29 protein-coding genes are annotated in these 25,911 nt (G+C 68.8%); 14 read left to right on the top strand and 15 right to left on the bottom strand.

The window, feature by feature from the left end:
- Positions 1-43: 43 nt before the first annotated feature.
- The 3 genes from NKI68_RS19705 to nirK form a co-directional block, all read right to left on the bottom strand.
- Complete coding sequence (locus NKI68_RS19705; RefSeq protein WP_254547008.1) at positions 44-700, bottom strand: helix-turn-helix domain-containing protein; 657 nt, start codon at positions 698-700, stop codon at positions 44-46.
- Positions 701-797: 97 nt separating this feature from the next.
- The gene (locus NKI68_RS19700) at positions 798-1,061 is read right to left on the bottom strand and encodes a DUF2249 domain-containing protein (RefSeq protein WP_254547007.1); all 264 of its coding nucleotides are present in this window, start codon (positions 1,059-1,061) and stop codon (positions 798-800) included.
- Positions 1,062-1,214: 153 nt separating this feature from the next.
- On the bottom strand, positions 1,215-2,291 hold the full coding sequence (gene nirK / locus NKI68_RS19695; protein WP_254547006.1) for a copper-containing nitrite reductase: 1,077 nt from the start codon (positions 2,289-2,291) through the stop codon (positions 1,215-1,217).
- 131 nt (positions 2,292-2,422) lie between these two features.
- On the opposite strand from nirK, the gene NKI68_RS19690 reads away from it, so the two are divergent.
- Complete coding sequence (locus NKI68_RS19690; protein ID WP_254547005.1) at positions 2,423-3,124, top strand: halocyanin domain-containing protein; 702 nt, start codon at positions 2,423-2,425, stop codon at positions 3,122-3,124.
- 39 nt (positions 3,125-3,163) lie between these two features.
- Here the strand turns inward: NKI68_RS19690 and NKI68_RS19685 are convergent, their stop codons facing one another.
- The 4 genes from NKI68_RS19685 to NKI68_RS19670 all read right to left on the bottom strand — a co-directional run bounded on the left by NKI68_RS19685 (position 3,164) and on the right by NKI68_RS19670 (position 7,358).
- Complete coding sequence (locus tag NKI68_RS19685; RefSeq protein ID WP_254547004.1) at positions 3,164-4,945, bottom strand: cbb3-type cytochrome c oxidase subunit I; 1,782 nt, start codon at positions 4,943-4,945, stop codon at positions 3,164-3,166.
- A 75-nt stretch (positions 4,946-5,020) separates the two neighbouring features.
- Positions 5,021-6,232, bottom strand: a complete 1,212-nt coding sequence (locus tag NKI68_RS19680) for a hypothetical protein (RefSeq protein ID WP_254547003.1) — start codon at positions 6,230-6,232, stop codon at positions 5,021-5,023.
- Positions 6,233-6,328: 96 nt separating this feature from the next.
- Positions 6,329-6,958, bottom strand: a complete 630-nt coding sequence (locus NKI68_RS19675) for a DUF7998 family protein (RefSeq protein WP_254547002.1) — start codon at positions 6,956-6,958, stop codon at positions 6,329-6,331.
- A 157-nt stretch (positions 6,959-7,115) separates the two neighbouring features.
- Complete coding sequence (locus NKI68_RS19670) at positions 7,116-7,358, bottom strand: DUF2249 domain-containing protein (protein ID WP_254547001.1); 243 nt, start codon at positions 7,356-7,358, stop codon at positions 7,116-7,118.
- A 203-nt stretch (positions 7,359-7,561) separates the two neighbouring features.
- Here NKI68_RS19670 and NKI68_RS19665 point away from each other — a divergent pair, with 203 nt between their 5' ends.
- The 3 genes from NKI68_RS19665 to NKI68_RS19655 all read left to right on the top strand — a co-directional run bounded on the left by NKI68_RS19665 (position 7,562) and on the right by NKI68_RS19655 (position 10,556).
- Complete coding sequence (locus NKI68_RS19665) at positions 7,562-7,861, top strand: Htur_1727 family rSAM-partnered candidate RiPP (protein ID WP_254547000.1); 300 nt, start codon at positions 7,562-7,564, stop codon at positions 7,859-7,861.
- Entirely contained in the window at positions 7,858-9,063 is a 1,206-nt protein-coding gene (locus tag NKI68_RS19660) for a TIGR04347 family pseudo-SAM/SPASM protein (RefSeq protein WP_254546999.1), read from the top strand. Before NKI68_RS19665 ends, NKI68_RS19660 begins: the two co-directional genes overlap by 4 nt.
- A 188-nt stretch (positions 9,064-9,251) precedes the next feature.
- Positions 9,252-10,556, top strand: a complete 1,305-nt coding sequence (locus tag NKI68_RS19655; RefSeq protein WP_254546998.1) for an O-acetylhomoserine aminocarboxypropyltransferase/cysteine synthase family protein — start codon at positions 9,252-9,254, stop codon at positions 10,554-10,556.
- A gap of 22 nt (positions 10,557-10,578) precedes the next feature.
- On the opposite strand, the gene NKI68_RS19650 is transcribed toward NKI68_RS19655, so the two are convergent.
- The 4 genes from NKI68_RS19650 to NKI68_RS19635 all read right to left on the bottom strand — a co-directional run bounded on the left by NKI68_RS19650 (position 10,579) and on the right by NKI68_RS19635 (position 12,925).
- Positions 10,579-11,088, bottom strand: coding sequence for a hypothetical protein (locus NKI68_RS19650; RefSeq protein ID WP_254546997.1), 510 nt, complete (start codon positions 11,086-11,088; stop codon positions 10,579-10,581).
- 10 nt (positions 11,089-11,098) lie between these two features.
- Positions 11,099-12,277 carry a TIGR04053 family radical SAM/SPASM domain-containing protein gene (locus tag NKI68_RS19645; RefSeq protein ID WP_254546996.1) on the bottom strand — a complete coding sequence of 393 codons (1,179 nt, stop codon included), beginning with the start codon at positions 12,275-12,277 and terminating at the stop codon, positions 11,099-11,101.
- 9 nt (positions 12,278-12,286) lie between these two features.
- Complete coding sequence (locus NKI68_RS19640) at positions 12,287-12,589, bottom strand: CGCGG family putative rSAM-modified RiPP protein (protein ID WP_254546995.1); 303 nt, start codon at positions 12,587-12,589, stop codon at positions 12,287-12,289.
- 81 nt (positions 12,590-12,670) lie between these two features.
- A complete protein-coding gene (locus tag NKI68_RS19635; protein WP_254546994.1) occupies positions 12,671-12,925 on the bottom strand; it encodes a DUF2249 domain-containing protein in 255 nt (84 codons plus the stop codon).
- 361 nt (positions 12,926-13,286) lie between these two features.
- Between NKI68_RS19635 and NKI68_RS19630 the strand changes: the two genes are divergently transcribed.
- The 5 genes from NKI68_RS19630 to NKI68_RS19610 all read left to right on the top strand — a co-directional run bounded on the left by NKI68_RS19630 (position 13,287) and on the right by NKI68_RS19610 (position 17,555).
- Positions 13,287-13,664, top strand: coding sequence for a winged helix-turn-helix domain-containing protein (locus NKI68_RS19630; protein WP_254546993.1), 378 nt, complete (start codon positions 13,287-13,289; stop codon positions 13,662-13,664).
- A 62-nt stretch (positions 13,665-13,726) separates the two neighbouring features.
- On the top strand, positions 13,727-13,882 hold the full coding sequence (locus tag NKI68_RS19625; protein ID WP_254546992.1) for a hypothetical protein: 156 nt from the start codon (positions 13,727-13,729) through the stop codon (positions 13,880-13,882).
- A 50-nt stretch (positions 13,883-13,932) separates the two neighbouring features.
- Complete coding sequence (locus NKI68_RS19620) at positions 13,933-15,078, top strand: multicopper oxidase domain-containing protein (RefSeq protein ID WP_254546991.1); 1,146 nt, start codon at positions 13,933-13,935, stop codon at positions 15,076-15,078.
- Positions 15,079-15,083: 5 nt separating this feature from the next.
- Entirely contained in the window at positions 15,084-16,313 is a 1,230-nt protein-coding gene (locus tag NKI68_RS19615) for a halocyanin domain-containing protein (RefSeq protein ID WP_254546990.1), read from the top strand.
- A 219-nt stretch (positions 16,314-16,532) separates the two neighbouring features.
- Positions 16,533-17,555 (top strand): lysylphosphatidylglycerol synthase transmembrane domain-containing protein, encoded by a 1,023-nt coding sequence (locus NKI68_RS19610; protein ID WP_254546989.1) that lies wholly within the window; start codon positions 16,533-16,535, stop codon positions 17,553-17,555.
- Positions 17,556-17,742: 187 nt separating this feature from the next.
- Here the strand turns inward: NKI68_RS19610 and NKI68_RS19605 are convergent, their stop codons facing one another.
- Complete coding sequence (locus NKI68_RS19605) at positions 17,743-18,837, bottom strand: pyridoxal-phosphate-dependent aminotransferase family protein (RefSeq protein ID WP_254546988.1); 1,095 nt, start codon at positions 18,835-18,837, stop codon at positions 17,743-17,745.
- 1,605 nt (positions 18,838-20,442) lie between these two features.
- On the opposite strand from NKI68_RS19605, the gene NKI68_RS19600 reads away from it, so the two are divergent.
- Complete coding sequence (locus tag NKI68_RS19600; protein WP_254546987.1) at positions 20,443-21,705, top strand: Cdc6/Cdc18 family protein; 1,263 nt, start codon at positions 20,443-20,445, stop codon at positions 21,703-21,705.
- Between the two features lie 259 nt (positions 21,706-21,964).
- Here the strand turns inward: NKI68_RS19600 and NKI68_RS19595 are convergent, their stop codons facing one another.
- From NKI68_RS19595 to NKI68_RS19585, 3 genes are read right to left on the bottom strand one after another with little or no spacing between them, the layout of a single operon-like run.
- Positions 21,965-22,654 carry a DsrE/DsrF/DrsH-like family protein gene (locus NKI68_RS19595; RefSeq protein ID WP_254546986.1) on the bottom strand — a complete coding sequence of 230 codons (690 nt, stop codon included), beginning with the start codon at positions 22,652-22,654 and terminating at the stop codon, positions 21,965-21,967.
- 2 nt (positions 22,655-22,656) lie between these two features.
- Complete coding sequence (locus NKI68_RS19590) at positions 22,657-23,040, bottom strand: DsrE family protein (protein ID WP_254546985.1); 384 nt, start codon at positions 23,038-23,040, stop codon at positions 22,657-22,659.
- A gap of 6 nt (positions 23,041-23,046) precedes the next feature.
- Complete coding sequence (locus NKI68_RS19585) at positions 23,047-23,289, bottom strand: sulfurtransferase TusA family protein (protein WP_254546984.1); 243 nt, start codon at positions 23,287-23,289, stop codon at positions 23,047-23,049.
- A 204-nt stretch (positions 23,290-23,493) separates the two neighbouring features.
- Between NKI68_RS19585 and NKI68_RS19580 the strand changes: the two genes are divergently transcribed.
- The 4 genes from NKI68_RS19580 to NKI68_RS19565 all read left to right on the top strand — a co-directional run bounded on the left by NKI68_RS19580 (position 23,494) and on the right by NKI68_RS19565 (position 25,905).
- Positions 23,494-24,675 carry an MBL fold metallo-hydrolase gene (locus tag NKI68_RS19580; RefSeq protein ID WP_254546983.1) on the top strand — a complete coding sequence of 394 codons (1,182 nt, stop codon included), beginning with the start codon at positions 23,494-23,496 and terminating at the stop codon, positions 24,673-24,675.
- Position 24,676: 1 nt separating this feature from the next.
- A complete protein-coding gene (locus NKI68_RS19575; RefSeq protein WP_254546982.1) occupies positions 24,677-25,201 on the top strand; it encodes a YeeE/YedE family protein in 525 nt (174 codons plus the stop codon).
- Positions 25,198-25,677 (top strand): DUF6691 family protein, encoded by a 480-nt coding sequence (locus NKI68_RS19570; protein WP_254546981.1) that lies wholly within the window; start codon positions 25,198-25,200, stop codon positions 25,675-25,677. The genes NKI68_RS19575 and NKI68_RS19570 overlap by 4 nt, the downstream gene beginning before the upstream one ends.
- 81 nt (positions 25,678-25,758) lie before the next feature.
- Positions 25,759-25,905, top strand: coding sequence for a DUF7512 family protein (locus NKI68_RS19565; protein WP_254546980.1), 147 nt, complete (start codon positions 25,759-25,761; stop codon positions 25,903-25,905).
- Positions 25,906-25,911 lie beyond the last annotated feature (6 nt).

Below are 25,911 nucleotides of genomic sequence, written 5' to 3'. Positions count from 1 at the left end.
TGAGGGGAGTCATGTGCTGGTCGAACATCGCGCTGAACGGGCGTTATCCCGACCGCGCCTCCGGGGCGCGGTCGGCTACGTCCTCGACGAACTCCTTTACGATCTTCTCCTCCGCACGGTGCAGGGTCTCGCTGCAGGTGGACTTCGCGATGCCCAGCGTCGCGGCGAGTTCCGTCAACGTCGTCCGGCGGGGCGTGTCGTAGTAGCCCCGTTCGACGGCGGCGCTGACGAGCCGGAGCTGCCGGTGCGTGAGGACCTGTTCCGGTTCGAACCGCTGGTGGACCTCGTTGACGGTGAACGGGATACCGAACCGTTCGAGCTGGGTGCCGAGCGTGGAGAGCCGCCGCTGGGGAGCCGTGATCTCCCAGTCGGCCCGTCCGTCCTCGATGGTGAACGGCATCTCGAGCGGGACGCCCGAGTCCTGCATCGGGAGCAGGAGCAGCGGCATCGTCGTCTCGAACTGGATCAGTACCCCGTCGCCTCGACGTCCCAGCACGTCGAGTTCGGTGACCGACTCGCTGGCGGCGATCTCGCGGAGGACCGCGTCGAGGTCGGGGGCCGAGACCTCGGCGAGACCGACGCCCGCGTCGTCGTCGGCCAGCGCGGCGAGAATACGGATCCGCGCGTCGGGGTGGGCGCGCGTGACGTCGCCCACCCACACCCCCTCCGGCAGCGTCAACGTGAGATTGGCTCGCGGCATCGTCGTTCGATCGAAGCTAGCCGCCGGGGCCCCCAGTCACTGACCCCGAACATGTTCACCGGGAGCGGTCCCGACCGCGATCGGGTCGCGGCCCGGTCTATGGCCGCCAGACGACCGTGACGACGCACCCGTCGCCGTCGACCGTCTCGTAGCGGTAGCCGCGCTCGTCGAGCCGCGGATACAGGTGCTGGGGTGCCCGATCGTTCAGCTGGACCAGCACCGTCGCCTCGTCGAGGTCGGCGAGCCGTTCGAGCGTGGTCTGGAGCGGCTTCGGCGGCGGGAGGTCCCGCGCGTCGAGCAGTTCCCGCGGGCGATCCGTCGGCGCTCCCACCTTCGAGACGTAGTCGGTCTCCGCGCACATAAGCGTCCGCTCGTCGCCCGTAGGTACGAGTACTTCGGCGAACGTGTTCGCGTCGGCCGCGGTCGCGACGCGCCAGAGAGCGCGCCGGGAACGCGGCGGCTCGATCGAGGGCGACGAAGGGGGGACGAGTCGGGACGCCGGGACGCGACGCCGTCAGTTCGGGTTCGGGTCGAACAACTCGGGGGCCTCTTCGCCCTCCGCCCGGATGACCGCCAGCGCGCCCTTGCGCGCGACGCGGCTCAGCGCGTGATCGACGAGCTTGTAGTCGCCGGGGACCGGGAACGTCGAGGTCACCACCGTCGCGCTCCTCGGGAGGACGGGCGTCGTCTGGACGTACCGCTGAGGGTCGCTCGCGAGCGCGCCCTGCTGGTACACCTCGTCCCAGACGCTGCCGATGGCGTGGAAGTTGCTGGGGAGGTTCGGCCCGCCGACGACGAAGAAGACCCGGACGGTCTCGCCGGTCTTCACGGTCATCTCGGCGTACTTGTCCGGCGTGATCGCGTACTTCTCGCCGTTGATCAGCACGTAGGTCGGCGTCTCCGCGGCCATCGACGCGTAGTCGAACTCGTGGTGGCCCTTCTCGCCGGCCTTCCCCTTCGTGTAGAGTTCGTGCTGGCCGAGGTAGAACTCGTGGTCGACCTCGGGGAGGCCCTCCTCGGGTTCGACGAGGATGAGCCCGAACATCCCGCTGGAGATGTGGTAGTCGAGGTTCGCCACCGCGCAGTGGTAGATGAACGCGCCGGGGTAGGTCACCTTGAACCGGAGTCGTTTCTCCTCGCCCGGGGCGACGGTCGTCGCGCCGGCACCGCCGCCGGGCCCGCGGCAGGCGTGGAAGTCCACGTTGTGGGGCATCGTGTTGTCCGGGTGGTTGCGGATCGTGAGGTCGACCGTGTCGCCCACGCGCGTCCGGATCATCGGCCCCGGTATCCGACCGTCGAACGTCATGTACTGGAACGTGACGCCCGGTTCCACCTCCGCGACCATCTCGCGCGTCTCGAACTCCGCCTTCACGACCGCCGGCGACGTCCGCGTGATCGGTTTCGGGAGGTCCCGGGGATCCGCGGCGACCCGCTTCACGTCGACCGACTTCGCCGGCGAGATCCCCTTCTCCGCCGGCGTCTCGGTCACCGACAGGTCGCTCGGTCGTTCGGTGGAGCACCCGGCCAGCGCCGCGGCACCGGCGAGACCCACCGCCTGTAGCATCCGTCGTCGCGTCGTCGATTGTGACATGTCGATCACTCTCCTCTACGGATAGATATCGGGGGAGAGCGGCCATATAGCGTGTACTCGGTTCTCAGCCGGTGGGAATTCCCCTCGAAACTATGCCTCGCTATCCCGTCATATCAGTCGAGGGATCTCACATGCCCACCACTTCGACTTCGGCACGGATCGATCGACGGGCCTTCCTCGCGGGAGCCGGGGCGACCGTCGCCGCCGGCGCGATCGGATCGACGGGATCGGTTCGGGCGCAGTCCGGGAGCGACGACCTGGCGTCCTGGTTCGAGGACACCGACAACTACGACGGCGTCGTCGACGAGCGGGGAGAGGACCGCGTCACGGTGAAAGTCGGCGCGGAGGGCAACGGCGGGCCGTTCGCGTTCGAACCGGCCGCGATCCACGTCGATTCGGGGACGACGGTCGTCTGGGAGTGGACCGGCGAGGGCGGCGCGCACAACGTCGCCGCGGCCGACGGGAGCTACGAGAGCGACCTGCTGAGCAGCGAGGGCGCGACGTACGCGCTCACGTTCGACGGCGAGGGCGTGAGCCGGTACGCCTGCGTCCCGCACGAGGCGATGGGGATGAAGGGTGCGGTCGTCGTCGGGAGCGCGAGCGCCGGCGGGGCGGCGGTGTCGCCAGAGGTCGCGATGTTCGGGGGGAGCGTCCTCGCGGCGGTCCTCTCGCCGCTCGCGTTCGGGCTGTTCCTCTTCCTGCGAGGGCGCGGCGGCGCGCGGGGCGAGGACGACGCCCCGAGAAACGAGTCGGTGACTCCGAGGAGCGAGTCGGTGCGCGCCGGCGTACCGGGAGCGGCCCCGGCGGACGACGACTCGACGACGATCCGCTGACCGGCGGCGAACCCGCCGAGCGACGACGTCGGCGAACGTTCAGTCGCCGCCCGCCCGATTCGCGTCGGCCGCGTCGTCCGCATCGCCCCCGTCGGGGATCGCCGTCGTCACCCGCCGATCGAACCACGTCCACTCGTTGGTCGCCAGGCCGCTTCCCTCGAGGTCCCACGGGTCGCCGTCCTCGACCGTCGGTCCCTCGAGCCAGGACTGGACGACGTTCCAGACGAAGACGATCTGACCGAGCGCCAGGACGAACACGCCGAGGGTCGCGACCTGGTGGAGGACGGCGAAGTAGTCCTGGGGGCCGACCGACAGGACGTAGCTCGCGTACCGGCGCGGCATCCCGCCGTAGCCGAGCAGCAGCATCGGGAAGAAGGTCACGTTCGTCCCGACCATGCTGAGCCAGAAGTGCCACTTCGCCAGCGTGCGCTGGTACCACCGCCCGGTGAACAGCGGGAACCAGTAGTAGACCGCGGCGAAGACCGCGAACGCGATCCCGCCCATGATGACGTAGTGGAAGTGGGCGACGACGTGGTAGGTGTCGTGGAGCACGAGGTCGACGGGGATGGCGGCCTCGAACACGCCCGTCACGCCGCCGACGATGAAGTTGGCGACGAACCCCACGCAGAACAGCATCGGCGCGGTGAGGCGGACGCGCCCGTTCCACATCGTCGCGATCCAGTTGAACACCTTCACGGCGCTCGGGATGGCGATGGCGATGGAGACGGCCATGAACGAGGCCCGCACCCGGGGATCCATCCCGGTCGCGAACATGTGGTGCGCCCAGACGCCGAAGCTGAGCACGCCGAGCGCGAGCGTCGAGTAGACGACGAACTTGAACCCGAAGAGCTTCCGACCGGAGAACTTCGGCAGGATGTAGCTGACGAGTCCCATCGGCGGGAGCACGAGGATGTACACCTCGGGGTGGCCGAAGAACCAGAACAGGTGTTGCCAGAGGAGCGGGCCGCCGCCGTCGAGCGCGAAGAAGGTCGTTCCGAAGTTCCGGTCGAACAGCAGCATGACGAGCGCCGCCCCGAGCAGCGGGAAGGCGAAGATGATCTGCGCGGACTGGACGAGGACGGTCCACGAGAACAGGTCGAGGTTGGCCCAGGTGACCCCCTCGTCGCGCTCGGTGAAGATGGTGGCGACGAAGTTGATCGCCCCCATGGTCGCCGAGACCCCCGTGAGGTGCAACCCCAGCAGCATCAGATCGACGCCGGGGTTGGGCTGTTCGATCGACAGCGGCGTGTACATCGTCCAGGCGGTCTGGGCACCCTCGACGCCGACGTGTAGCGGTTCGAGGATGAGGCCGCCCCAGATGAGGAGCGCTCCCGGCGGGAGCAGCCAGAAGGCGATGGCGTTGATCCGCGGGAACGCCATGTCGTCCGCCCCGATCACGAGCGGGATCACGTAGTTCGAGATGGCGGCGAGCACGGGCGTCCCGAACAGGAACAGCATCGTGACCCCGTGGGTCGTCATGAGCGCGTTGTACAGCCCCGGTTCGACGAGGTCGGAGGGGGGCGTCGTCAGTTCCATCCGCATCACCGTGACCGCGACTCCGCCCCAGGCGAAGGCGAGCAGCGCGAACGCGCCGTACATGAGCCCGACGTCACGGTGATCGACCGTGGTGAGCCAGCGGGTGAGACCGCCCGGCTTCGACGCGTGTCCGGCGTCGTGTCCGTGTCCGGGGTCCCGCCGCGTCCCGCCGCCGGTCGGCGTATACGACCGCCAGTTCTCGACTCTCGCCACCCACCACGCGACGCCCAGCAGGAGCGCCGCCATCAGGACCGTCAGCGCGATCTGAGCCGTAACGACCACCATACGGGAGGCTCACGACCGAGGGGAGATGGTACTTGTCGCGTACATGTTCGATCGCGACGGCGACGCCGCACCCGATCACCGACGACCCGACCGCGCGGCGAGCGTCGACCGCCGCTCGCGAAGCAGTCCGGCGACGAGGTACGCGTACAGTCCGGCCCCGACGGCCGCGATCGGTTCGCCGACCGCCGTCGCCGGCGGCGCGCCGCCGACCGCGCCGAGGACCCCGAGGAGGAGCCCGCCGCCGAGACAGACGATCGACGCGAGCGCGGTTCGGTCGTTCGCGCCGGGGAACGAGCCGACCCCGGGCGGGTAGAACTGGTACGTGACGCCCACGATCGTGAGGCCGAGAAACCCCAGGAGCGCGAGCCGGAGGTGAGCGAGGACGAGCGCCGGAGCGATCGGCCCGAGGAAGGCGAACGAGAGACCGACGACCGCGGCGAGCGCGCCGCTCAGCGCGCCGGCGAAGGCGGCGTAGAGGCCGACCCGCCGTCGCGACGAGCGGGACCACAGGACCGCGTAGGCGGTCGCGAATCCGATCAGGGCGGTCGCTTCGAGGAGCGCCGCGACGCGGAACGGCGGGCCGCCGCCGAGGGTGGCGGCCAGGAGGACCGGGCCGACCGCCCCCGCCGGGAGGACGAGCGCGACGAGCGGTCGCGGCGGCGACGCGACCAGGAAGCGCGGGAGGAGCCGAAACCCGACCGCGAAGACGAGCATCGCGCCCGTCCCGGCGGCGAGCAGGTGCGACGCCCGCGGGAGGAACCCGCCGAACGGCGACGGGAGGGCGGCGTGGGCGGCAAGCGTCGCGTACGTACCCAGCGCGAGGTACGCCAGCGCCACCGGGACGAACGCGTTCGCGGCCCGGTCGACCGGCCGCCGGTCGGCGTTCGCGTCCCCCGTCCCCGTCTCCCGGCCGGTGAGGTTACCGCGGACGGTCCAGAGGAGCGCCCCGAGGAAGACGCCGACACCGAGCGCCCAGGCGAGTGCACCGAGCGCCCCGATCGAGGGGGACCCGCCGATCGAACCGACCGCGAGGCCGACGGTGCCCGCGACGGCGAACGGGAGGTGCAGGGCCGGCGCGCGCGGGAACGCGAGTCGGCGATCGAAGTAGGACGGAACGAGCGAGTACGCCTTGCCGAAGACGGCGTGCAGGACGAACCCGTAGAGCCCGAGGGCGACCTCGGTCCGCCGGGGGACCCCGACGAGGACGCCGACCTGCCAGGCGAGCAGGAACCCCGCACTGACGAGGACGAACCTGCCGGACCACCGCGAGACGGTCGCGGCGCTCATCGGGACGGGCGTGAGGTCCGTCGCCCGGGTCGGTTCGGACGTGGGGGCGGTCGTCCGACTCGGTTCGGGAGCGTCGGTCCCGAGGTCGAGCCGACGTCAGAACGGCGCATCCCCTCCTCGGTCCGCCCCCGATCGCGGTTCGTCGCGGGGGGTGCGAGGGGCGTGAGAAGCGCCGGGGGCGTGAGAAGCGCCGGGGGCGTGAGAAGCGCCGGGGGAGTCGTCCGCCGCCCCCTCGACGGACCCCGTCTCGGCGTACGCCGCCTCGAGCCGTTCGAGTTCCTCGTTGATCTCCCCGGCCCGGTGGTGCATCTCGTGGACGCGCACCCGGACGAGGTCGTACTCGTGTCGGTCTGACAGGCCGTTCCAGGCGCGGAACGAACCGATCGCGAGGGTGTGGCTCTGGGGACAGAACGGCGTCGTCGGCGTGAACTCCGCCCGGAGCACGGTCCGGTCGTCGGCCTCCTCTGCGTAGCGGTAGCCGGCGCTGGGGTGCCGGCGGTCGAGGTTGAGCCGGGCGAGGTTGTACCCGAACGTCATGTCGTAGACGCCGCGTTCCTCGAACAGGTCGCGAGTGAGCGCGTGGAACGCCACGTGCGCCCCGTCGGTCAGCACGTCGTGCCCCGCGAGGAACGCGCCGGGGGCCGGGACGTGGTCCGGGACGAACTCGTCGTACGCGTCGAACGGGTCGTCGTCGGCCCGCGAGAACGGGGAGGGGAATCCGGCCATGGTCGAGTCGGGCTACGCCGCCCGACCCGCTATACCTCGTCCCGAACGTGTTCGCGCGGCCGCGACGACGACGGCGACGGCGTCCGAGCCATCGACGGCGGACGCGGCGGCGGACGCGCGACGGTGGACGCGCGACGGCGGACGCGGCGCGCGGGCGTCAGGGCGACTGCGTCGACTTCTTCGGGAAGCGGGCGACGAACTCCGTCGGGGCGGTCCGCTCGACCCGGTAGTTCTCGGCGTCGAACGCCGGTACCTCGGCCTGCATCTGGTAGAACAGCGGCTTCGGGTCGTGGTCGTTCACGATCTCGAGCGTCTCTCCGGCGTCCATCTCCTCGAACAGGTCGAAGATCTTCGGGTGTCGCTCCGCCGGGGGGATCTCCCGGACGTCTAGTCGTGGCATGCAGGGGAGGGTACCGAAGGGAGGGCCATCCCCCTTCTCCCGAATTTGTTCGGTCCGACGGGTTCGCGTTCCGGGAGGTGAACGCTTTCGGGGGGTGGTCGCTTCCGGGAGGCGCGCGACCGTCACGTCGCACCGTCGCGCCGGAGCGTCGGCCGAACATCATCGGGGGAAGGGTGTTCCGGCCGTCGGCCGCATCGTCGTCTATGGTGGAACGACCGGAACGGTACCGCGTCGGCGCGCGGCCGCGCGGTGCCGTCGAGGACGCGTGGGAGGTGTTCGTCCGGGAGCGCGAGTCGGACCCGCTGCGCCACGTGGGGAGCGTGAGCGCGCCGACGGCCCGGATCGCCTACGAGCAGGCGACCAGACTGTTCGCCTGGTACGCGACGGACGTCTGGCTCTGTCCGGCCGAGGCCGTTCGACGGTACTCGACGCACGCGCTCGACGAACGGGCCGAGCCGGCGGGCCCGGACGCCGGCGACGAGAAGCGGACGTATGAGGCATGATCTCGATCAGCAAGCTCCTGTGCGGACTGGACGCCGAGGGCGACGGGCTCCGGTACGACGCCGCCGACGAGTCGGCGAAGCCCCAGATCACGGAGCGGAAGCAGCGACGGCCGGTCGTCGTCTGGAACACGACGAGGCGGTGTAACCTCTACTGCACGCACTGTTACGCGGCCGCCGACACCGAGACCGCGCCCGGCGAACTCAGCACGGAGGAGGGGAAACGGCTGCTCTCCGACCTCGCCGACTACGGCGTTCCGGTCGTGCTCTTCTCGGGCGGCGAACCGCTCGTCCGGGACGACCTCGCCGAACTCGTCGCCTACGCCGACGAGCGCGGGATCCGGCCGGTCCTCTCGACGAACGGGACGCTCGTCACCCCCGAGCGGGCGCGGCGGTTGCGCGACGCCGGACTCCGGTACGCCGGCGTCTCGGTCGACGGCCTCCCCGAGCGGAACGACGCGTTTCGGGGCGCGGAGGGGGCGTTCGACGCCGCCGTCCGCGGCATCAGGGCGTGCCTCGACGCCGGCTTGAAGACCGGCCTCCGCTACACGATCACGGAACGGAACGCCGCCGACCTGCCCGGCGTCGTCGAACTGCTCCACGAGGAGGGCGTCGACCGCTTCTGTTTCTACCACCTCGACTACGGCGGCCGCGGAGCGGACGTCGTGGACATCGACCTCTCGCCGTCGGAGCGGCGCGCCGCCGTGAAGCGGCTCTGCGACCTGACCCGCGACTACCACGACCGGGGCGAGGAGATCGAGACGCTGCTGGTCGGCAACTACGCCGACGCGGCCTACCTCGTCGAGTACGCGCGGCGGTACCTGGGGGACGTCGCGGCCGAGCGGGCGTACGACTACCTCGAGCGGAACGGCGGCGATCCGACGGGCGAGCGCGTCGCCGACGTCGACTACCAGGGGAACGTCCACCTCACGCAGTTCTGGCAGGGATACAGCCTCGGCAACGTCCGCGACCGGCCGTTCGGCGCGATCTGGGAGGACGAGACGAACCCGCTGCTCCGCCGCCTGCGCGAGCGCGAGCGCCACCTGACCGGACGGTGTTCGCGGTGTCGATACCGGGGAATCTGCCGCGGCGCGTCGCGGCTCCGCGCGCTCGCCGTCCACGGCGATCCCTTCGCGCCGGACCCGCAGTGCTACCTCGCAGCGGAGGAGATCGCGCCGGCCGAATCGGGCGCGAGCGCGGACTGATTCGATCGCCTCACCGCCCGATCGCCCCGACGCCGAACGCCCCTCGACGCCGAGCGACTGAGGCTGACAGTGTGACGCGGAGCGATCGAGTGCCGACGGTCGTCCGCCGACGATCGACGGTGTACTTCATGACCCGCGATACGGTGGGTGCCGTTTCATGACTCGTCAGCATATTCGATGAACTACACATGACCGACGAGCATACGGCGGGGTTCGCCACGCGGAGCGTTCACGCCGGGCAGGAGCCCGATCCGACGACGAACGCCAGGGCACCGCCCATCTACCAGACGACCTCGTACGTGTTCGACGACGCCGAGCACGCCGCCTCGCTGTTCGCGCTCGAGGAGGCCGGCAACATCTACAGCCGCCTGACGAACCCGACGAACGCGACGCTCGAGGCGCGGCTGGCGTCGCTCGAAGGCGGCGTGGACGCGGTGGCGACCGCGAGCGGCATGGCCGCCCTCGACCTGGCGACGTTCGTCCTCGCCGAGAGCGGCGACAACGTCGTGACCGCCTCCTCGCTCTACGGCGGCACGTACACCTACCTGACGCACACCGCGTCGCGGCGCGGGATCGAGGCGCGGTTCGTCGACACGCTCGACGTCGACGCCTACGCCGAGGCGATCGACGAGGACACCGCCTACGTCCACCTCGAGACCATCGGCAACCCGGCGCTAGACACGCCCGACATCGAGGCGATCGCGTCGGTCGCCCACGAGGCGGGCGTCCCGCTGCTCGTGGACAACACGTTCGCCACGCCGTACCTCTGCAACCCGATCGAGCACGGCGCGGACCTCGTCTGGCACTCGACGACGAAGTGGATCCACGGCTCGGGCACGACGATCGGCGGCGTCCTCGTCGACGGCGGCACCTTCCCCTGGGAGGACGGCGACTACCCCCAACTCACCGCGGACAACCCGGCGTACCACGGGGTGAACTTCCGTGAGCGCTTCGGCGACGCCGCGTTCGCGTACGCGGCGCGGGCGCGAGGGCTCCGCGACCTCGGCAACCAGCAGTCACCCTTCGACGCCTGGGTGACCCTCCAGAAGCTCGAGACGCTCCCGCTGCGGATGGAGCGCCACTCGGAGAACGCGCTGGCGGTCGCCGAGTGGCTGGACGATCGCGAGGCGGTCGCGTGGGTGGCCTACCCCGGCCTGGAGAGCCACCCGACCCACGACGACGCCCAACGGTACCTCGACGGCGGGTACGGCGGCATGGTCGCGTTCGGTCTGGAGGGCGGCTTCGACGCGGGGCGACGCCTCACCGAGGCGGTGGAACTCGCGAGCCTGCTCGCGAACGTCGGCGACGCGAAGACGCTCGTCGTCCACCCGGCGAGCACGACCCACCAGCAACTCACCGAGCGCGAGCGGCGCGCAAGCGGCGTGACGCCCGATCTCGTCCGGCTCTCGGTCGGCCTGGAGGACGTCGAGGACGTCGTCGCCGACCTCGACCGCGCGATCGACGCCGCGGTCGGGGGGAGGCGGGCCGACTGACCCGTTCTGCCTCGGGCGACAGTCACCCGCCGTCGTCCAAGCGATCGGGGCCCAGGAACAGTTCGACGGCGCGCCGGAGGGTCAGATCGCGGGGGGCCTCGTCCGCCCCCGCTCCCGCCGGCGTCTCGTCGCCCGATCCCCCCGCCCTCGCGTCGAGCGACCCGCCGTCGTCTCCCGCCACGGGCGGGCTCCCCGCCCCCGCGGCGCGGCCGAGCGGTACCGCCACCAGCTCCGCGACGAGCGCGTCCGCGAGGTCAGCGAGGACGGCCCGCCGCTCGTCGGTGAGTTCGCCGCGGTCGTCGAGCCGTGCCAGCGCCCGGTCGAGTTCGCGGCGCTCGATCGACGCCGCCTCGCCGAGGACGCGGGAGGCGGACGCGACGGGCGCGTTCGATGCGTCCGACGCGTTCGATGCATCTGGTTCGTCCGATGCGTCCGACACGTCCGATGCGGTCGATGTATCCGAGGCGTCCGTCGGTTTCTCCGAAACCGGACGGGCGTCGCCGTGTCGGCCCTCCGCGGATTCAGCGTTCACGGTCGCGCCGTCACCCCTGCTGGGTCGCCGGGAGCGGCCCGTCGTATCCGTCGGGGACGTAGGCACAGAGCGGGTCGCTCTCCAGCGGATCGTCCGTGTACGCGTACGCGCGAGAACGACTCCCGCCGCAGACGTACCGGTACGGACACGCCCCGCACTTCCCGCGGAGCGCGCCGCGGTCGCGGAGCGACCGGAACAGCTCCGAGTGACGATACGGCTCGACGATCCCCTCGTCGCGGACGTTCCCCGCCGAGCGCGGGAGGAACCCGGAGGGGTAGACCTCGCCCGTGTGGCTCACGAAGGCGAACCCGTCGCCGGCGGTGATGCCCGCCCGGCGACCGATCCCGTCGGCCGGCCGCCCGGGTCGCCCCTCCCCGTCGCGCCCCGTCGGATCGCGCTTCGTTCCGTCACGCGCCGTCGGGTCGCCTCCCGCCGCGTCGCCCCCCGCCGCGGCGCGCTCCGCCCCGCTCCGCTCGATCGCCACGCGCCGGTAGTGGGGTGCTTCCGTCGTCTTCACGCCGAACGGGGACGTCTCGCTCACCGCACAGAGCCACTCCATGACGCGCTCGGCCGCCTCGGGGGAGATCGGTTCGAGGACGCTCCCCCTGCCGACGGGGACGAGGAAGAACACCGACCAGAGGACGGCGTCGAGGTCGGCGACGAGGTCGCGGATCGCGGGGAGTTCGTCGACGGTCTCCGCGCAGACCGTCGTGTTGATCTGGAGGGGGAGGCCGGCCGCCCGGGCGTTCCGGGCGGCCCGGACGGTCTGGTCGAAGCTCCCCCGCTCCCGACGGAACTCGTCGTGGCTCGTCGCCGTTCCGCCGTCGACGCTGAGCGCCATCCGGCGAAGGCCGGCGTCGGCGAGCGCCTCGATCCGCTCGCCGGTGAGCGACGTCGTGCCGCTCGGCGTGAGCGTCATCCGCAGTCCGACGTCGGTCCCGTAGTCGACGAGTTCGACGGTGTCGTCGCGGGCGAGCGGGTCGCCGCCGGAGAGGACGACGAGCTGGCTGTCGCCGAACCGGCGGGCGTCGTCGAGGAGTCGCTTCCCCTCGCTCGTCGTGAGTTCGTCCGGGTGGCGGTGCGGCCGGGCGTCCGCCCGACAGTGCTTGCAGGCGAGGGCGCACGCCTGCGTGAGTTCCCAGATGAGGACGAACGGTCGTCGTGACGTGTCGATGGTTCGCGGATTCATGGACGGGGATCAGACGTGGACGCGCGTCACGTGCCCGCCGCAGCCGCACTGTTCGACGTACTCCCACTCGACGGACGCGTCGAACGCGTCCCGGAGCGCCGGAAAGAGGAACGCCGAGGGGTGGCCGTGATTCCCGTGCGTGACGAGGTTCACGTGGTTGCCCGGGGCCGTGTGCTCGACCGCGTCGATGGCCTGCGCGACGACGAGATCGCGGTCGTCCGCGTGCCGCGGCTTCTCCAGGTTCGCCGACCACGAATTGTCGTGTACGCGGTCCGTGATCGGTTCGACGTCGTCGTGGGACACTCCCGTCATGTCCTCCGATTCGGGCCTATCGACCGAAAGCGGAGTGCCGAACGTGTTCGGCGACGCGGGCAGTGGCCCCCTCGATCGCGGTCACTCGTGGGTGATCGAGACGCGCCACTCCTCGTCCGCGACTCGCGTCGTCTCGTACTCGAACCCCCGTCGCCGCAGGACGCCGTACAGCGGTTCCGGTTCGAAACTGTTGACGAGGACGAGCGTGTCGTCCTCCCCGAGCGCGTCGAGCGCCGCCATGATGTCGCCGAACGGCTCGCCGTCGATCGCCCTGGCGTCGAGTTCTCGAACCCGATCGCCGTCTCGAACACCGTCGTCCGCCGTCTCCCTGGTCATACGCCGCGTTCGTGGACGCGGGGGATGGCCGTTCCGCCGATCATGTTCGAGCCCGTGCGACGACGAAACCGCGACGCGATCGACCGAACCTGTTCGGAGATACGTACTGGACGGACGGCCCGCGAGTATCTGACGGAGAACGATGCCACGAGCAAGCCTCGCGCTCGCGACCGGGGACGAGGGCGGTCGCGAGCGACGGATCCACCGGCCGGCGACCCCGGTGAACCCGGCGAATCCAGCGACCCCGGTGACCCCGGCGCGGTCACCTCGGTGACCGCGATCGACGGGCGCGTTCGGACGACCGCGATCGATAGACGAACGACGCCGGGGACGCCGCGTTCCCGTCTCTCGATCCCCAGCCATGGCAAGTGATCCCCGCGCCGACGACGCGCCGCGGTTTCAAGACGTACTGGACGCGCTCGACGATCCCGACTGCCGGGCGATCGTCGAACAACTGCGCGAACCCATGACCGCGAGCGAACTCGCCGAGGCGTCCGGGGTTCCGCTGTCGACGACCTACCGGAAGCTCGATCTCCTCACCGACGCCGCCCTCCTCGACGAACGCCTAGAGATCAGACCGAACGGCCGTCACCGGGCGCGGTACGTCGTGGCCTTCGACGAGGTCCGGATCACCCTCACCGACGACCGCACCCTCGACGCGGAGATCAAACGGCGCACGCGGACGCCGGACGAACGCCTCTCGGAACTCTGGGCCGAAGTCCGGAAGGAGACGCAGTGACGTCCGCCACGAGATCGCCCACCGTCGGATGGATCCGAGCACGGACGCAGGGGAGGAAAGGAATGGTGGGGGACAGGAGGAGAAGGGAGAGTGGAGAGAAGAGGAGGAAGAGAAGGGAGAGGAGAGGAGAGGAGGAGAAAGGAGAGGAGAGGAGAGAAGAGAAGAGAGGGTCGAATACAAAAAGAGCGAACATGTTCGAGTCGATTCCAAGGGTCTGAGAATCAGATAGCCCCGTTTTGAGGGTGGTCCCCATATGTTGAGGTGTACTATGACCGACAACGTCGGAGCCCCCGGAAACGGTCTCTCGCGCCGCCAGTTCCTCGCCGCGACGGGTAGCGCGGGACTGTTCGCCACCGCCGGCTGTACGACGGCCGTCTCGCCGGTCGCGGAGCAGGTGGAACTGAACGGTGCGGCGAAGCTCCAGTCCGACCTCCCGACGACCGGCCGTCCGGAGGTCGTCGACCTCGACGAGCGGGGCCACGAAGTGACGATCAAATCGGTGATGGCTAGTCACCACGTCCACCCGCTTAAGACCATGGGCGGCCCCATCTCGCTCCCGGTCGTCTGGGCGTTCCAGGCGGACGACGGGACGCCGAGCGTCCCCGGGCCCATCCTGCGGACGACCGAGGGGAGCGAGCTGAAGATCACGCTCGACAACACGGGGATGCAGGTGCCCCACACGCTGCACTTCCACGGCGTCCGCAAGACGTGGAAGAACGACGGCGTCCCCACGACGACCGGGATCACCGTCATGCCGGGCGAGAAGCACACCTACACCATCCCCGCGAACGTCCCCGGCACGCACCTCTACCACTGCCACTACCAGACGCCGATGCACATGGAGATGGGGATGTACGGCATCCTCCGGGTCGACCCGAAGGGGTACGAACCGGCCGACAAGGAGTACTTCATGACGGTCAAGGAGTGGGACACCCGCCTCTCGCGCCAGCACGGCGGCGAGGACGTCCAGTACGACCTCACCAACCGCCGCGCCGACGCGTTCACGATCAACGGGAAGTCGGCCCCCGCGACGCTCCACCCCGAGACGGGATCGCCGATCATCGTCGAGTCCGGCGACACGGTCCGACTCCACTGGGTCAACGCCGGGTTCATGAGCCACCCGCTTCACACCCACAACCACCGCTTCCGCGTGGTCGAGAAGGACGGTAGTCCGATGCCCGAGCCGCTCCAGTACAAGCAGGACGTGCTGAACGTCGCCCCGGCCGAGCGCTACACCGTCGAGTTCGAGGCGGACGCCGACCCCGGCATCTACCTCATGCACTGTCACAAGGTCGATCACGTGCGCAACGGCTCGTCGTACCCCGGCGGAATGCTCACCAGGATCGTCTACAAGGAGGCGATGAACACCGACATCTTCCGGCAGCTCATGGACTACGCCGGGTACGAGGGGTGACGGCGATGAGAGGGGAGACAGCGACGAGAGGAGAGACAGCGACGAGAGGAGAGACGGCGGTGAGCGAGGAGACGGTGGTGAGAGACGAGACGGCGATGAGCGAGGAGATGCGGATGAGCGAGGAGACGTCGGGAGGGGAGACGACGATGAGCGAAGTGACGGCGACGGGTGAGGAGGCGACGATGAGAGACGCGACGGCGTCGCCGACCCGGCGGCGGTTCCTCGCGACCACCGCGGGCGTCGCGCTCGGGGCGGGCCTGCTCGCGCGGCCGGCCGCCGCGCAGGGCGGTGGAGGAGTCGACCTCGCCGCCTGGTTCGAGAACACCGACGGCGTGGGCGAAGTCGTCGACGCGCGCGGCAAGTCGACCGTGGAGATCGCCGTCGGCGCGAAGGGCAACGGCGGCGCGTTCGCGTTCGACCCCGCCGCGGTGCGCGTTGACCCCGGCACGACCGTCGTCTGGAAGTGGACCGGCCAGGGCGGCACGCACAACGTCGCCGCGGAGAACGGCGCGTTCACGTCCGACTACTACGCCGAGGCGGGCAAGACCTACGAGTACACGCCGAAGAAAACGGGCGTCGTCCCGTACGCCTGCGTCCCGCACAAGGCGATGGGGATGAAGGGAGCGCTCGTCGTCGGCGACGCGCAGGTCTCGCTGGACGGTGCCGGCGAGGGCGGAGCCGGAAACGGAACCGCCGGCGGAGACGGTGCCGCGAGCGACGGGGAGGGGTCGGGCGAGGGCAAGGGCGAGGGCGACCCCGCGAGGACCTTCGGCGGCTGGCTCGAGAACACCGACAACTACGACGGCGTCGTCGACAAGCGAGGTGAGAACCGCGTCACGGTCAAAGTCGGCGCGAAGGGCAACGGCGGTGAATTCGCGTTCGAGCCCGCGGCAGTCCACGTCGACCCCGGAACGACGGTCGTCTGGAAGTGGGTCGGCGACGCGGGCGCGTACGACGTCGTCGACGAGACCCTCGGGTACCACAGCGAGCGCGTCGCCGGGCCGGGCCACCGGTTCGCGATGCGGTTCGGCGGCGGCGGCGTCAGCACCTACGAGTGCGAGACGTACGGCGACCGCGGGATGCGCGGAGTCGTCGTCATCGGGGACCCGAACGACCGCGTCATCTCCGACGCGGGCAAGGCGGCGCTCGGCGGCGGCGCGCTCGCGTTCGTCGCACCGTTGCTATACGGACTCCGACTCCACGCGAAGAACACGACCGGCCCGGATCACGACTGACGACCGGTCCGGACGCGACGGCCGACCGGTCCGAGTCGCGACTGTCGACCGATTCGGAGGGCGACCGACGAACGGTACGGACGCGACTGACGAACAGTCCGGAACGCGACGGCCGACCTGAATCGCGGCCGAGCGGGTCGATCGGCGACGGAGTCGCAGTGACTCGGTTTCGACCGACGTCCCACACGTACATCCGTTCGCTCGTCGTACCGGGAACTAGTGAAACTGGAAACGAAGCCGTCGATGATCGCGGTCGGGTTCGCGGGCGGGGCTATCGTCTTCGGGATCGTGCTGTGGGTCGTCGGCATCGACGGGGTCGTCCGGGCGCTCCGGGACGCCGACCCGGCGATCCTCGCCGCCGTCTTCCTCGTGGCGACGTTCTGGTTGCTGACGTGGGCGCTGTCGCTGCGGACGGTGCTCGACGTACTCGGCGTCTCGCTGCGCCCCTCGACGGTCGTTCCCGTGTACGCCGCCGCGATCTTCGCCAACAACGTCACGCCGTTCGGGCAGGCCGGCGGCGAGCCGGTGAGCGCGTGGTTCATCTCCGAGGCGACCGAAACCCGATACGAGACCGGGCTCGTCGCCATCGCCAGCGTCGACGCGCTCCACTTCGTCCCCTCGATCTTCCTCGGCCTCGTCGGTCTCGGCTACTACGCCGTCACGATCACGTTCGGCCGCCAGCTCGAGGTCGTCGGCACGGCCGTCGGCGCGCTCGCCCTGGCGATTCCCGCCCTCGCCTACGCGGGCTGGACCCGCCGCTACGCGCTCGAGGAGCGGACCGTCGCCGTGGTGGTCCCGGCGGTCCGCACCGTCGCGAGCGCGCTCCCCGGGACCGACGCGCCCACCGAGCGATCCGTCCGCGAGCGCATCGAGGAGTTCTACGCGGGCATCGAACGGGTCGCCGCCGACCGTCGCGGGCTGGGGTTCGCGCTCGGCTACTCCGCCGCCGGCTGGTTCGCGCTCGCCGTCTCGCTGTGGCTGTCGCTGTTCGCGCTCGGGTACGCCGTCCCCTTCGCGGCCACCCTCGTCGCCATTCCCGTCGGCGACCTCGCGGCGTTCGCTCCGCTCCCCGGCGGCCTGGGCGGTGTCGAAGCGCTGCTCGTCGGCGTGCTCGTCGTCCTCCCGGGGACGCCGGGTGCGGAGGTGATCGGGGCGGCGGTCCTCATCCACCGGGCGGCCGTCTACCTCCTCCCGACGATCGGCGGCGGTGGATCCGCCGCCGTCATCACCGCTCGTCGATGAATCGACGTCCTTGACGAGATGAATCGACGTCCCGGGTGACGGGACACCGCATCTGGACCTGATGAGCCCGCGTCCCGGGCGGATGGGATGTCCCGTCGATCCTCGCCCGGCCCATCGATCCTCGCTCGGATCGGACGGTTCAGGATCCGAACCGGGTGCGGTTCAGGACACCCGATCCGGGCGCGGTTCAGGATCCGACGACGGCCTCGAGCGCGTCCATCGTTCGCTCGACGCGCTCGCGGTCCGCGTTGTACCCCATGTGCCCGACGCGGACGACGTCGTCGGCCAGGTCGCCGAGACCGGTCGCGACGACGACGTCGTGTTCCCGTTCGAGTCGCCCCTGGATCTCGACCGCGCGCCCGTCCACCGCGAACGCGGTCACGGTCGGCGAGCAGGCGCTCTCCGACGGCGGGAACGGTTCGAGACCGATCTCCCGTCCGCGCGCCCGACACAGCTCGGCGACGTCCTCGTGGCGCTCGAACACCCGCTCGCGCCCCTCCTCGAGGAATCGATCGAGGGAGGCTTCGAGCGCGTAGAGGTTCGACACCAGGTGCGTGTAGGGGAGGAGGACCGCCTCGTCTCCCTCCAGGTCGATACCCCGCCAGGGTTCGAGGCTCGTGTAGAAGGTGTGCTGTTCGGTCGCGTCGATCTCGTCCCACGCTCGGTCGCTTACGGAGAGCGTCGTCAGCCCGGGGGGCGAACTGAGGCACTTCTGGGAGGCACCCAGGCACACGTCGATCCGGTCGACGGAGACGGCCGTCCCCGCGAGCGAGGAGACCGCGTCGACGACGGTGAGCACGCCCGCGTCCCGTAACAGGCCGAGGACCTCCGCGAGGTCGTTCAGCACGCCCGTCGGCGTCTCGCAGTGGACCATCGTCGCGGCGGCGAAGTCGCGTTCCTCGACCAGGGACGCGACCGCCTCGACCTCGAACGCCGTACCGGACGGGACGCGGTGTAGTACCGGCTCGCCCCCGTGCATCTCGACGAAGTCGGCGAATCCCTCGCCGTACAGGCCGTTCGCCAGACAGAGCACCTCCTCCCCGGGAGCGATCAGCGACGCGACGCTCGCCTCGAGACCGAGGATCCCTTCGCCGCCGAGGACGAGGACCTCGTCGTCCGTCCCGTAGACCGCCGCCAGCTTTTCGAGGATCGATCGGTACTGCGCCGTGAACCCCACTTCGACGTCGGGGTTACTGATCGGTCGACTCATCGCCTCCCGGACGTCGGGGGGCAACGCGGTCGGCCCGGGAGTCATCAGCAGTCGTCCCTCCTCGTGGATCATGCCGGATGCTTGCACGCTCCGCTATTAAAGGGAGACGGAACGGGAGCGGCAGGAGACGGAACGGAAGCGGGAGAGACGGAACCGGGCCACCGGACCCGTCGTTTCGAAACGGTTCGGTACCCCCGATACCGAGTGAAAAGAGGCGGTTCGACCCCTCGATACCGACTGTATTCGTTGACAGGTACACGGGCGGTCGCGAAGGTTCGTCGGAAACGCTTCGTTACCGGGGAACGCGAGGATTCGATCGGACGGGAGTGGAGAGACCCCCACCCCTCACACCGAGTGAAAGCGTGAACGGAAAGGGGGGAGGAGAAGGTGAGGAGGAGAAGGAGGGACGGGGACCCCCACCCCTCGCACCGAGTGAAAGCACGGAATTGGGGGGTGGGGTAGGGACCGAGGTAGAGGTAGAGGTAGAGGTAGAGGTAGAGGTAGAGGTAGAGGTAGAGGTAGAGGTGGATTCTCGCTCCCACACCCCCCACAACGAGTGAAAGATCGGGACCGTACTGAGTGAAAGATTGAAACGGTCCCCCACCCCTCGCACCGAGTGAAAGCGCCGGACGGGTGTCGCCGATTTGCGTGGCTACGCGGCACGGGGTACGGGGCATGGGGTACGGGGTACGGGGTACGGGACACGATCGACGGTCATCACGGCAGTGACCGATACGATCAGAGTGCTGGCGTCGTGAAGCCGACTGGTTACCGCCACGTCGTACCCACCTCACACACCCCTCACAACGAGTGAATCCGATCCTCCCGTCGTGGCTGTCGAGTGGCAGCGCGTTAGGATGGCGGTAGGTGAGGATGGCGGTAGGTGAGGATGGCAGTAGGTGAGGATGGCAGTAGGTGGAGAGCTTAGTACGCGAACGAGTCCTCGAGAGACGGATCGTCTATCCTCTCCCCCCTCGTAACGAGTGAAACCACGCTACTGCACGCTGTCTGACGGAGGGCAGACACCCCTCGTAACGAGTGAAAGACCGGTGAACCCGTACCGTCCCGACCTCGACAGCTGTCGAGAAATCCTGTCTTGTCCGTTCTTCTTCTCTTTCCTTTCTTCCCCCTCCTTTCTCCCCTCTTCCTCCTCCTTCTCCTCTCCTCTACTAGCTCTAGTTCTAGTGCTAAAGCTAGTACTAGCTAGAAAGTATAGAATATATCTTTCGCTATCGGCAATTTCAGCATCCGCCTATAGAGGTGTAGTCTGTCGGTTTACCGTCACCGTTCGACCTATCCCCACCGCTCTTTATATCAAACTCACTGCTCCCATGACCACCGTCACGACCCCCCACCCACCTCCTCCCCCCTTTCACTCGGTATGAGGGGTGGGTGTGCAACCCCGACCAAACCAACACATTCATGCCAGTTGAGACCACTGTCGGTCAACGATCCAGTGCGACGAGTCCGACAGACGGATCGAGTGACGAACGACGGCGGAGCGATCGACCGACGGTTCGATCCGTTCAGTCGGTTCACTCGGTCCCTCCGGGGTGTGTGGTCGGGACCCGGTCAGACGGCGTCCGATAGCACGAAGATGGGCTCTACTCCGTGATCACCGTATACACTCGGTATCGGGTCGGTAGGCTTAATACGTTTCTTCGTGAGTACCCGGTCATGACAGAGGACCCGTCGCAGTCGTCCGATGGGGACGCGGCCCCGGATGCCGACCGGATCGACCCGGATCCCGTGTCGGACGACGACCTGTTCAGCACCGGCGACATCTTCGCCCGGCGGGAACTCCTCCGCGTCGGGCACGTCCCCGACCGCGACCGTATCGTCGGTCGGGACAACGAGATGCAGCAGGTCGGGAACGCGCTCGGGCCCGCGACGCACGGCGACCCGCCCCGCAATCTCGTGATCTTCGGGAAGACCGGGACGGGCAAGTCGCTCGTCTCTCGACACATCTGCCGGCGCGCCAGGGGTCGGGCGGAGGTCAACGACGTGGACCTCCTCCACGCGTACGTCGATTGTTCCGACGCCGACACCGAGACCCGGGTCGTCCGCGACATGACGTTCCAGGTCCGCGACGAGATCGACCCCGACCGGGAGATCCCGATCGCGGGGATCGGAGCCTCGGAGTACTACCGATACCTCTGGAACCTCCTCGACGAGATCGACGTCTTCGTCGTGATCCTCGACGAGATCGACAAACTCCGCGACGATCAGGTCCTGATGCAACTGTCACGCGCGGAGGAGTCGGGCAAGACCAACACCTTCGTCGGGGTGATCTCGATCAGCAACAAGATCGAGTACCGGGAACGCCTGAACGAGCGCATCAACTCCAGCCTGCAGGATCGCGAACTCACCTTCCATCCCTACGACGCGGAGCAGCTTCGGAACATCCTCGAGAACCGTCGCGACGCCTTCCACGACGGCGTCCTGAGCAAGGACGTGATCCCGCGGACGGCCGCCCTCGCCGCCCGGGAACACGGCGACGCCCGCAAGGCGATCGACATCCTGTTCGAGGCCGGAGCGCTCGCGGAAGCGAACGGGGATCAGGGGGTGACGTCCGCTCACGTGGACGACGCCCAGCAGCGGACCGAGGTCAAACGGTTCCAGGACCTCGTCTCCGGTTCGACCCCGCACGTGAAGTACGCGCTGCGGGCGCTCGCGTTGCTGACCGCACAGAGCGACGAGAGCGAGACCAAGATGTTCTCGACGAGCGAGATCTACAGCCTGTACGAACGGCTGGCGGAACGCGACGACACCAAGCCGCTCTCGCACGATCGGGTCTACCGACTGCTGAAGGAACAGTCGTTTCTCGGGATCACGGAGTCGCACCTCACCGGCGGCGGGAAGGGTCAGGGATCGTATCTCGCTCACCGCCTGATGAAGGAACCGGAGATCGTCCTCGAAGCGCTCGGATCGGGACCGTAGCCGACTCGAGGAATCCGGCCGTAATGAGCTCCCTGAACACGCGCACCAAATATATGCTATGTAGCTATGGTTCGAAGCTATACTCTATATCTATACTGGTTAGTTACACTGAATGGTGACACTGACTAGTGTTATTCACTCTCCGGATAACGCTGAGGGCGCGGCTTCGACGGTTCGACCTAACTGCCTCGGCTGGACGCCCGGGATCTCTCCACGCTCCGGGAGATCGCCGACCGTCAGTCCTCCGGAATCGTCCTCATCAGACGAGCAGTTGAACGTCCGCGTCGGCCATGTCCTGGATCGCCGTGGCGGCACCGACGCCGGTGGTGACGCCGTCGTAGAAGTCGTCCTCGTCGTAGCCCATCAGGTCGATCGTCATCTGGCAGGCCTGGAACTCGACGCCCATCTCCAGTGAGGTCTCGAGGAGTTCCTCGACGCTGGCGGTGTCGTTGTCCCTGATCCGCTGTTCCATCATCTTCGTCGTCACGCGGTCCATCCCGGGGAGCGCGCCGATCGCGTTCGGCACCGGCACGTTGGGGTTGCCGACCGAACTCAACTTGAGTTCCTTCGAGCGCTCCTCGTGGAGGATGTCGAGCCCCCAGAAGGTGTGGAACACCGTCACATCCCACCCGAAGGCGGCGGCCGTACTCGCGAGGATGAGCGGGGGGTAGGCCATGTCGAGCGTGCCCTTCGTCGCGACGATCGACAGCTTCCGCCCCCCGCCGTCGTCCTCGGCGCGGAGGTCGGCGAGTTCCGACTCGAGGTCCTCGATGCGGGCCTCCAGCGCGGCCACGGAATCGGGCGTCGCGTCGGCGTCGGACGGCGTATCGGCGTCGGACCGTGCGTCGGCGTCTGGTGTCACGTCAGCGTTGGACGCCGCGTCAGTACCGGACGCCGCGTCGGTACTGGACGCCTCGTCGGCCGACCTCGGTGGCGTGTCCGAACTCATGGTCAGAAGGTGAACACCTGATCCGCGTCGTCCACTTCTTCGAGGAACGTCGCCGCGCCGGCGAACCTGGTCGTGACCGACTCGTCCATCGCGTCCTGCTCCCACCGGAGCATGTCGAGCGTCGTCGTACAGGCGACCGTCGAGACGAGATCGCCGCCGTCGGCGACGAACGCGTCGAGCAGGTCGTAGGGGTTCGGCATCCCCGCGTCGAGCAGCGCCTCGATCTCGGAGACGTCTCGATCGCCCTCGAGGAGGTGGGTCAACCCGTCGAAGGTGAAGTAGACGAGCACCTCCGTCTCGGAGGCGAGCGCGGTGTGCCCGAGGTTCATCGCCATCGCGAGGCGCTTCGGGCTGTCGTCGGAGACGACGATTCCGATCTTGTCCATGGTGGGTCACTCCGTCTTGCGGACGTAGTGGCTGTACACCTCGTCGCCCTCCCGCTGGTCGAGGAGTTCGACGCCGTCGGTGCTCTCCGCCCAGCCCGCGATGTCGCTCACGCTCCCCGGGTCCGTCGCGAGGACCTCGAGGACATCGTCCGCGGCGAGCTGGTCGACGGCCTGTTTGGTCTTCACGACCGGCATCGGGCAGTTCTGCCCCTTCACGTCGAGCGTCTCGGTGACTTCGTACGCTGTCATGGTATTGGACTCACCATACAATATCGAGGCCGCCGTGAAAAGCGTGTCGGTAGTAAATCACGGCCCGAACACGACTGAGATAGCGACGAGCGATTTATCGCGGTCACAGGCGCGAATGGCCGGAAGACGCAGATACAGTATTGCACAAAAATAGAATTTCTATACAAAGCCTTATTGGGGAGCAGCCGATAGACGGACGTGACGATGACCGAACGGGACCACTCAGATGCCGACGAACCGGTCGCATCGATCGCGCCGGAGGAGTTGAAGGAGCGTATCGACGACGGCGAGGAGGTGTTCGTCCTCGACACGCGCTCGGAGGACGACTTCGAGGAGTGGCGCATCGACGGCGAGAGCGTCGAGGTCGTGAACTACCCCTACTACGAACTGATCGACGGGATCCCCGAGGACTTGCTCGAAGCGCTCCCGGACGACCGGGAGATCACGGTGCTCTGCGCGAAGGGGGGTGCCAGCGAGATGGTCGCCGAGCACCTCGAATCGGAGGGCTACGACGTCGACCACCTCGAACGCGGGATGAAGGGCTGGGCGCGCGTCTACGAGTACGCGGAACTCGACGTCGACGTCGACGCCACTGTCGCTCAGTATCGGCGGCCGTCGAGCGGCTGTCTGGCGTACCTCGTCGTCTCCGACGGGGAAGCCGCCGTCGTCGATCCGCTCCGCGCGTTCACCGAGGAGTACGTCCAGGACGTGCGAACCCTCGGTGCCGAACTCCGGTACGCGCTCGATACGCACGTCCACGCGGATCACGTCTCCGGGATCCGCGCCCTCGCGGAGACGACCGACGCGACGGCGGTCCTGCCCGAACCCGCCGCCGACCGCGGCGCGACCTACGACGTCCACTACGAGACGGTCGCGGACGGCGACGTCCTCAGCGTCGGGGGCGTCGAGATCGAGGTCGTCCACACGCCCGGGCACACGACCGGCATGACCGCGTACGGGGTCGGGAACGTCCTGTTTACCGGCGACGGGCTCTTCACCGAGAGCGTCGCTCGCCCGGATCTCGAAGACCCCGAGGCGGCGAGGGATGCGGCGCGGACGCTCTATGAGAGTCTCCAGGGAAAGGTCCTGACGCGACCCGACGACACGGTCGTCGCGCCGGCGCACTTCAGCGACGCCGCGACTTCCGCCCCCGACGGTACGCACACGGCCGAACTCGGCGATCTGACCGAGCGGATGGACGCGCTCTCGATGGACGAAGACGAGTTCGTCGATTTCGTCGTCTCCGACGTGCCTCCGCGTCCCGCCAACTACGAGGAGATCATCGCGACGAACCTCGGACGGCGATCCCCCGACGACGAGACGGCGTTCGAACTCGAACTCGGCCCGAACAACTGCGCGGCCAGCGAGGGAGCGCTGACGAACTGAGATGGTCGCCCTCACGCTCTCGAGCGCGATCGACGCCTCGATCACGCCCTCGGTCGCGCTCGCCGAGTTCTTCCCGCGGGGGATCCTGCCGTATCTCCTCGGTGGGGTGCTCGTCGGGCTCGGGGCCGCGGTCGTCTACCTCGGGACGGGGATCATCGCCGGGGCGAGTTCGTTCCTCGAGTCGACGCTGTCGTACGTCTCGGACGTCCCGCGGTTCAACCGGTTCACGTACGTCCGGTCGCGCGGCTGGCGGCTCGTGTTCACCGCGGGGATCGTCAGCGGCGCGGCGATCTGGGGGCTCGTGTCGAACCCGGGCATCTGGACGACCGACGTCCAGTGGTGGCGGCTGCTGGGCGGCGGGATCCTCGTCGGCGTCGGCACGCGCCTCGGCAAGGGCTGCACCTCGGGCCACGGGGTCTGCGGGGTCGGCTCGCTGTCGAACACGTCGCTGGTGAACGTCGCGACGTTCCTCGCCGTCGCCATCGGAACCGCCCAACTCGTCCAGGCGCTGGGGGTGACGCCGTGAGCGCCGAGCGACGCAGTCCGCTGTTCCTGCCCGCGATCTACGTCGGGGGGCTGATCTTCGGCTTCGGCCTCGCGATCAGCGGGATGGCCCGTCCCGAAATCGTGCTGGACTTCCTCCAGTTCGAGGACTTCGGCCTCCTGTTCGTCATGGGCGGCGCGGCGGTCGTCACCGGGATCACCTTCGCCGTCGCGACGCGGTCTCTCGACCGAGCGCCGCTGACCGGACGCGAATACACGCGTCGGCTCAAGGAGTTCGACCGCAACGTCGTCGTCGGCGGTACCGTCTTCGGCGTCGGCTGGGGCGTCTCCGGCATCTGTCCGGGTGCCGCGTACGCCAGCGTCGGCATCGGTAACTACCCCATCCTCTGGGCGATCGCCGGGATGTTCCTCGGTGCCTACGCCCAGGGATACGCGCGCTCGCTCGGCACGGACAGCACCGAATCGGCCGGCGACGCGTCTCTCGATCGACCCACATGATCCGACGCTATCCGACAGTACATCCAGGGAACGAGAACCGTGCACCGACGACTCGATCGGACGACACCGGTGGTGTGTGAGATGTTCGGCCTCGAACCCTCGACTGCCGCACACGCGGCGGCGACGGTGGGCCTCGTCTTGGCGGAGGCCATCGCGCTATACGTCGGCTACGGTGCGCTGAGTAGCGTCGCCGGTTCGACGGTCCTCGAGCGGATCGGGGGTGACTGACGTTGG

Source organism: Halomarina pelagica (assembly GCF_024228315.1).
Classification (GTDB): Archaea; Halobacteriota; Halobacteria; order Halobacteriales; family Haloarculaceae; genus Halomarina; species Halomarina pelagica.
Note: the sequence above shows the minus strand (reverse complement) of the source record. Positions and strands in the feature narration are given on the sequence as shown.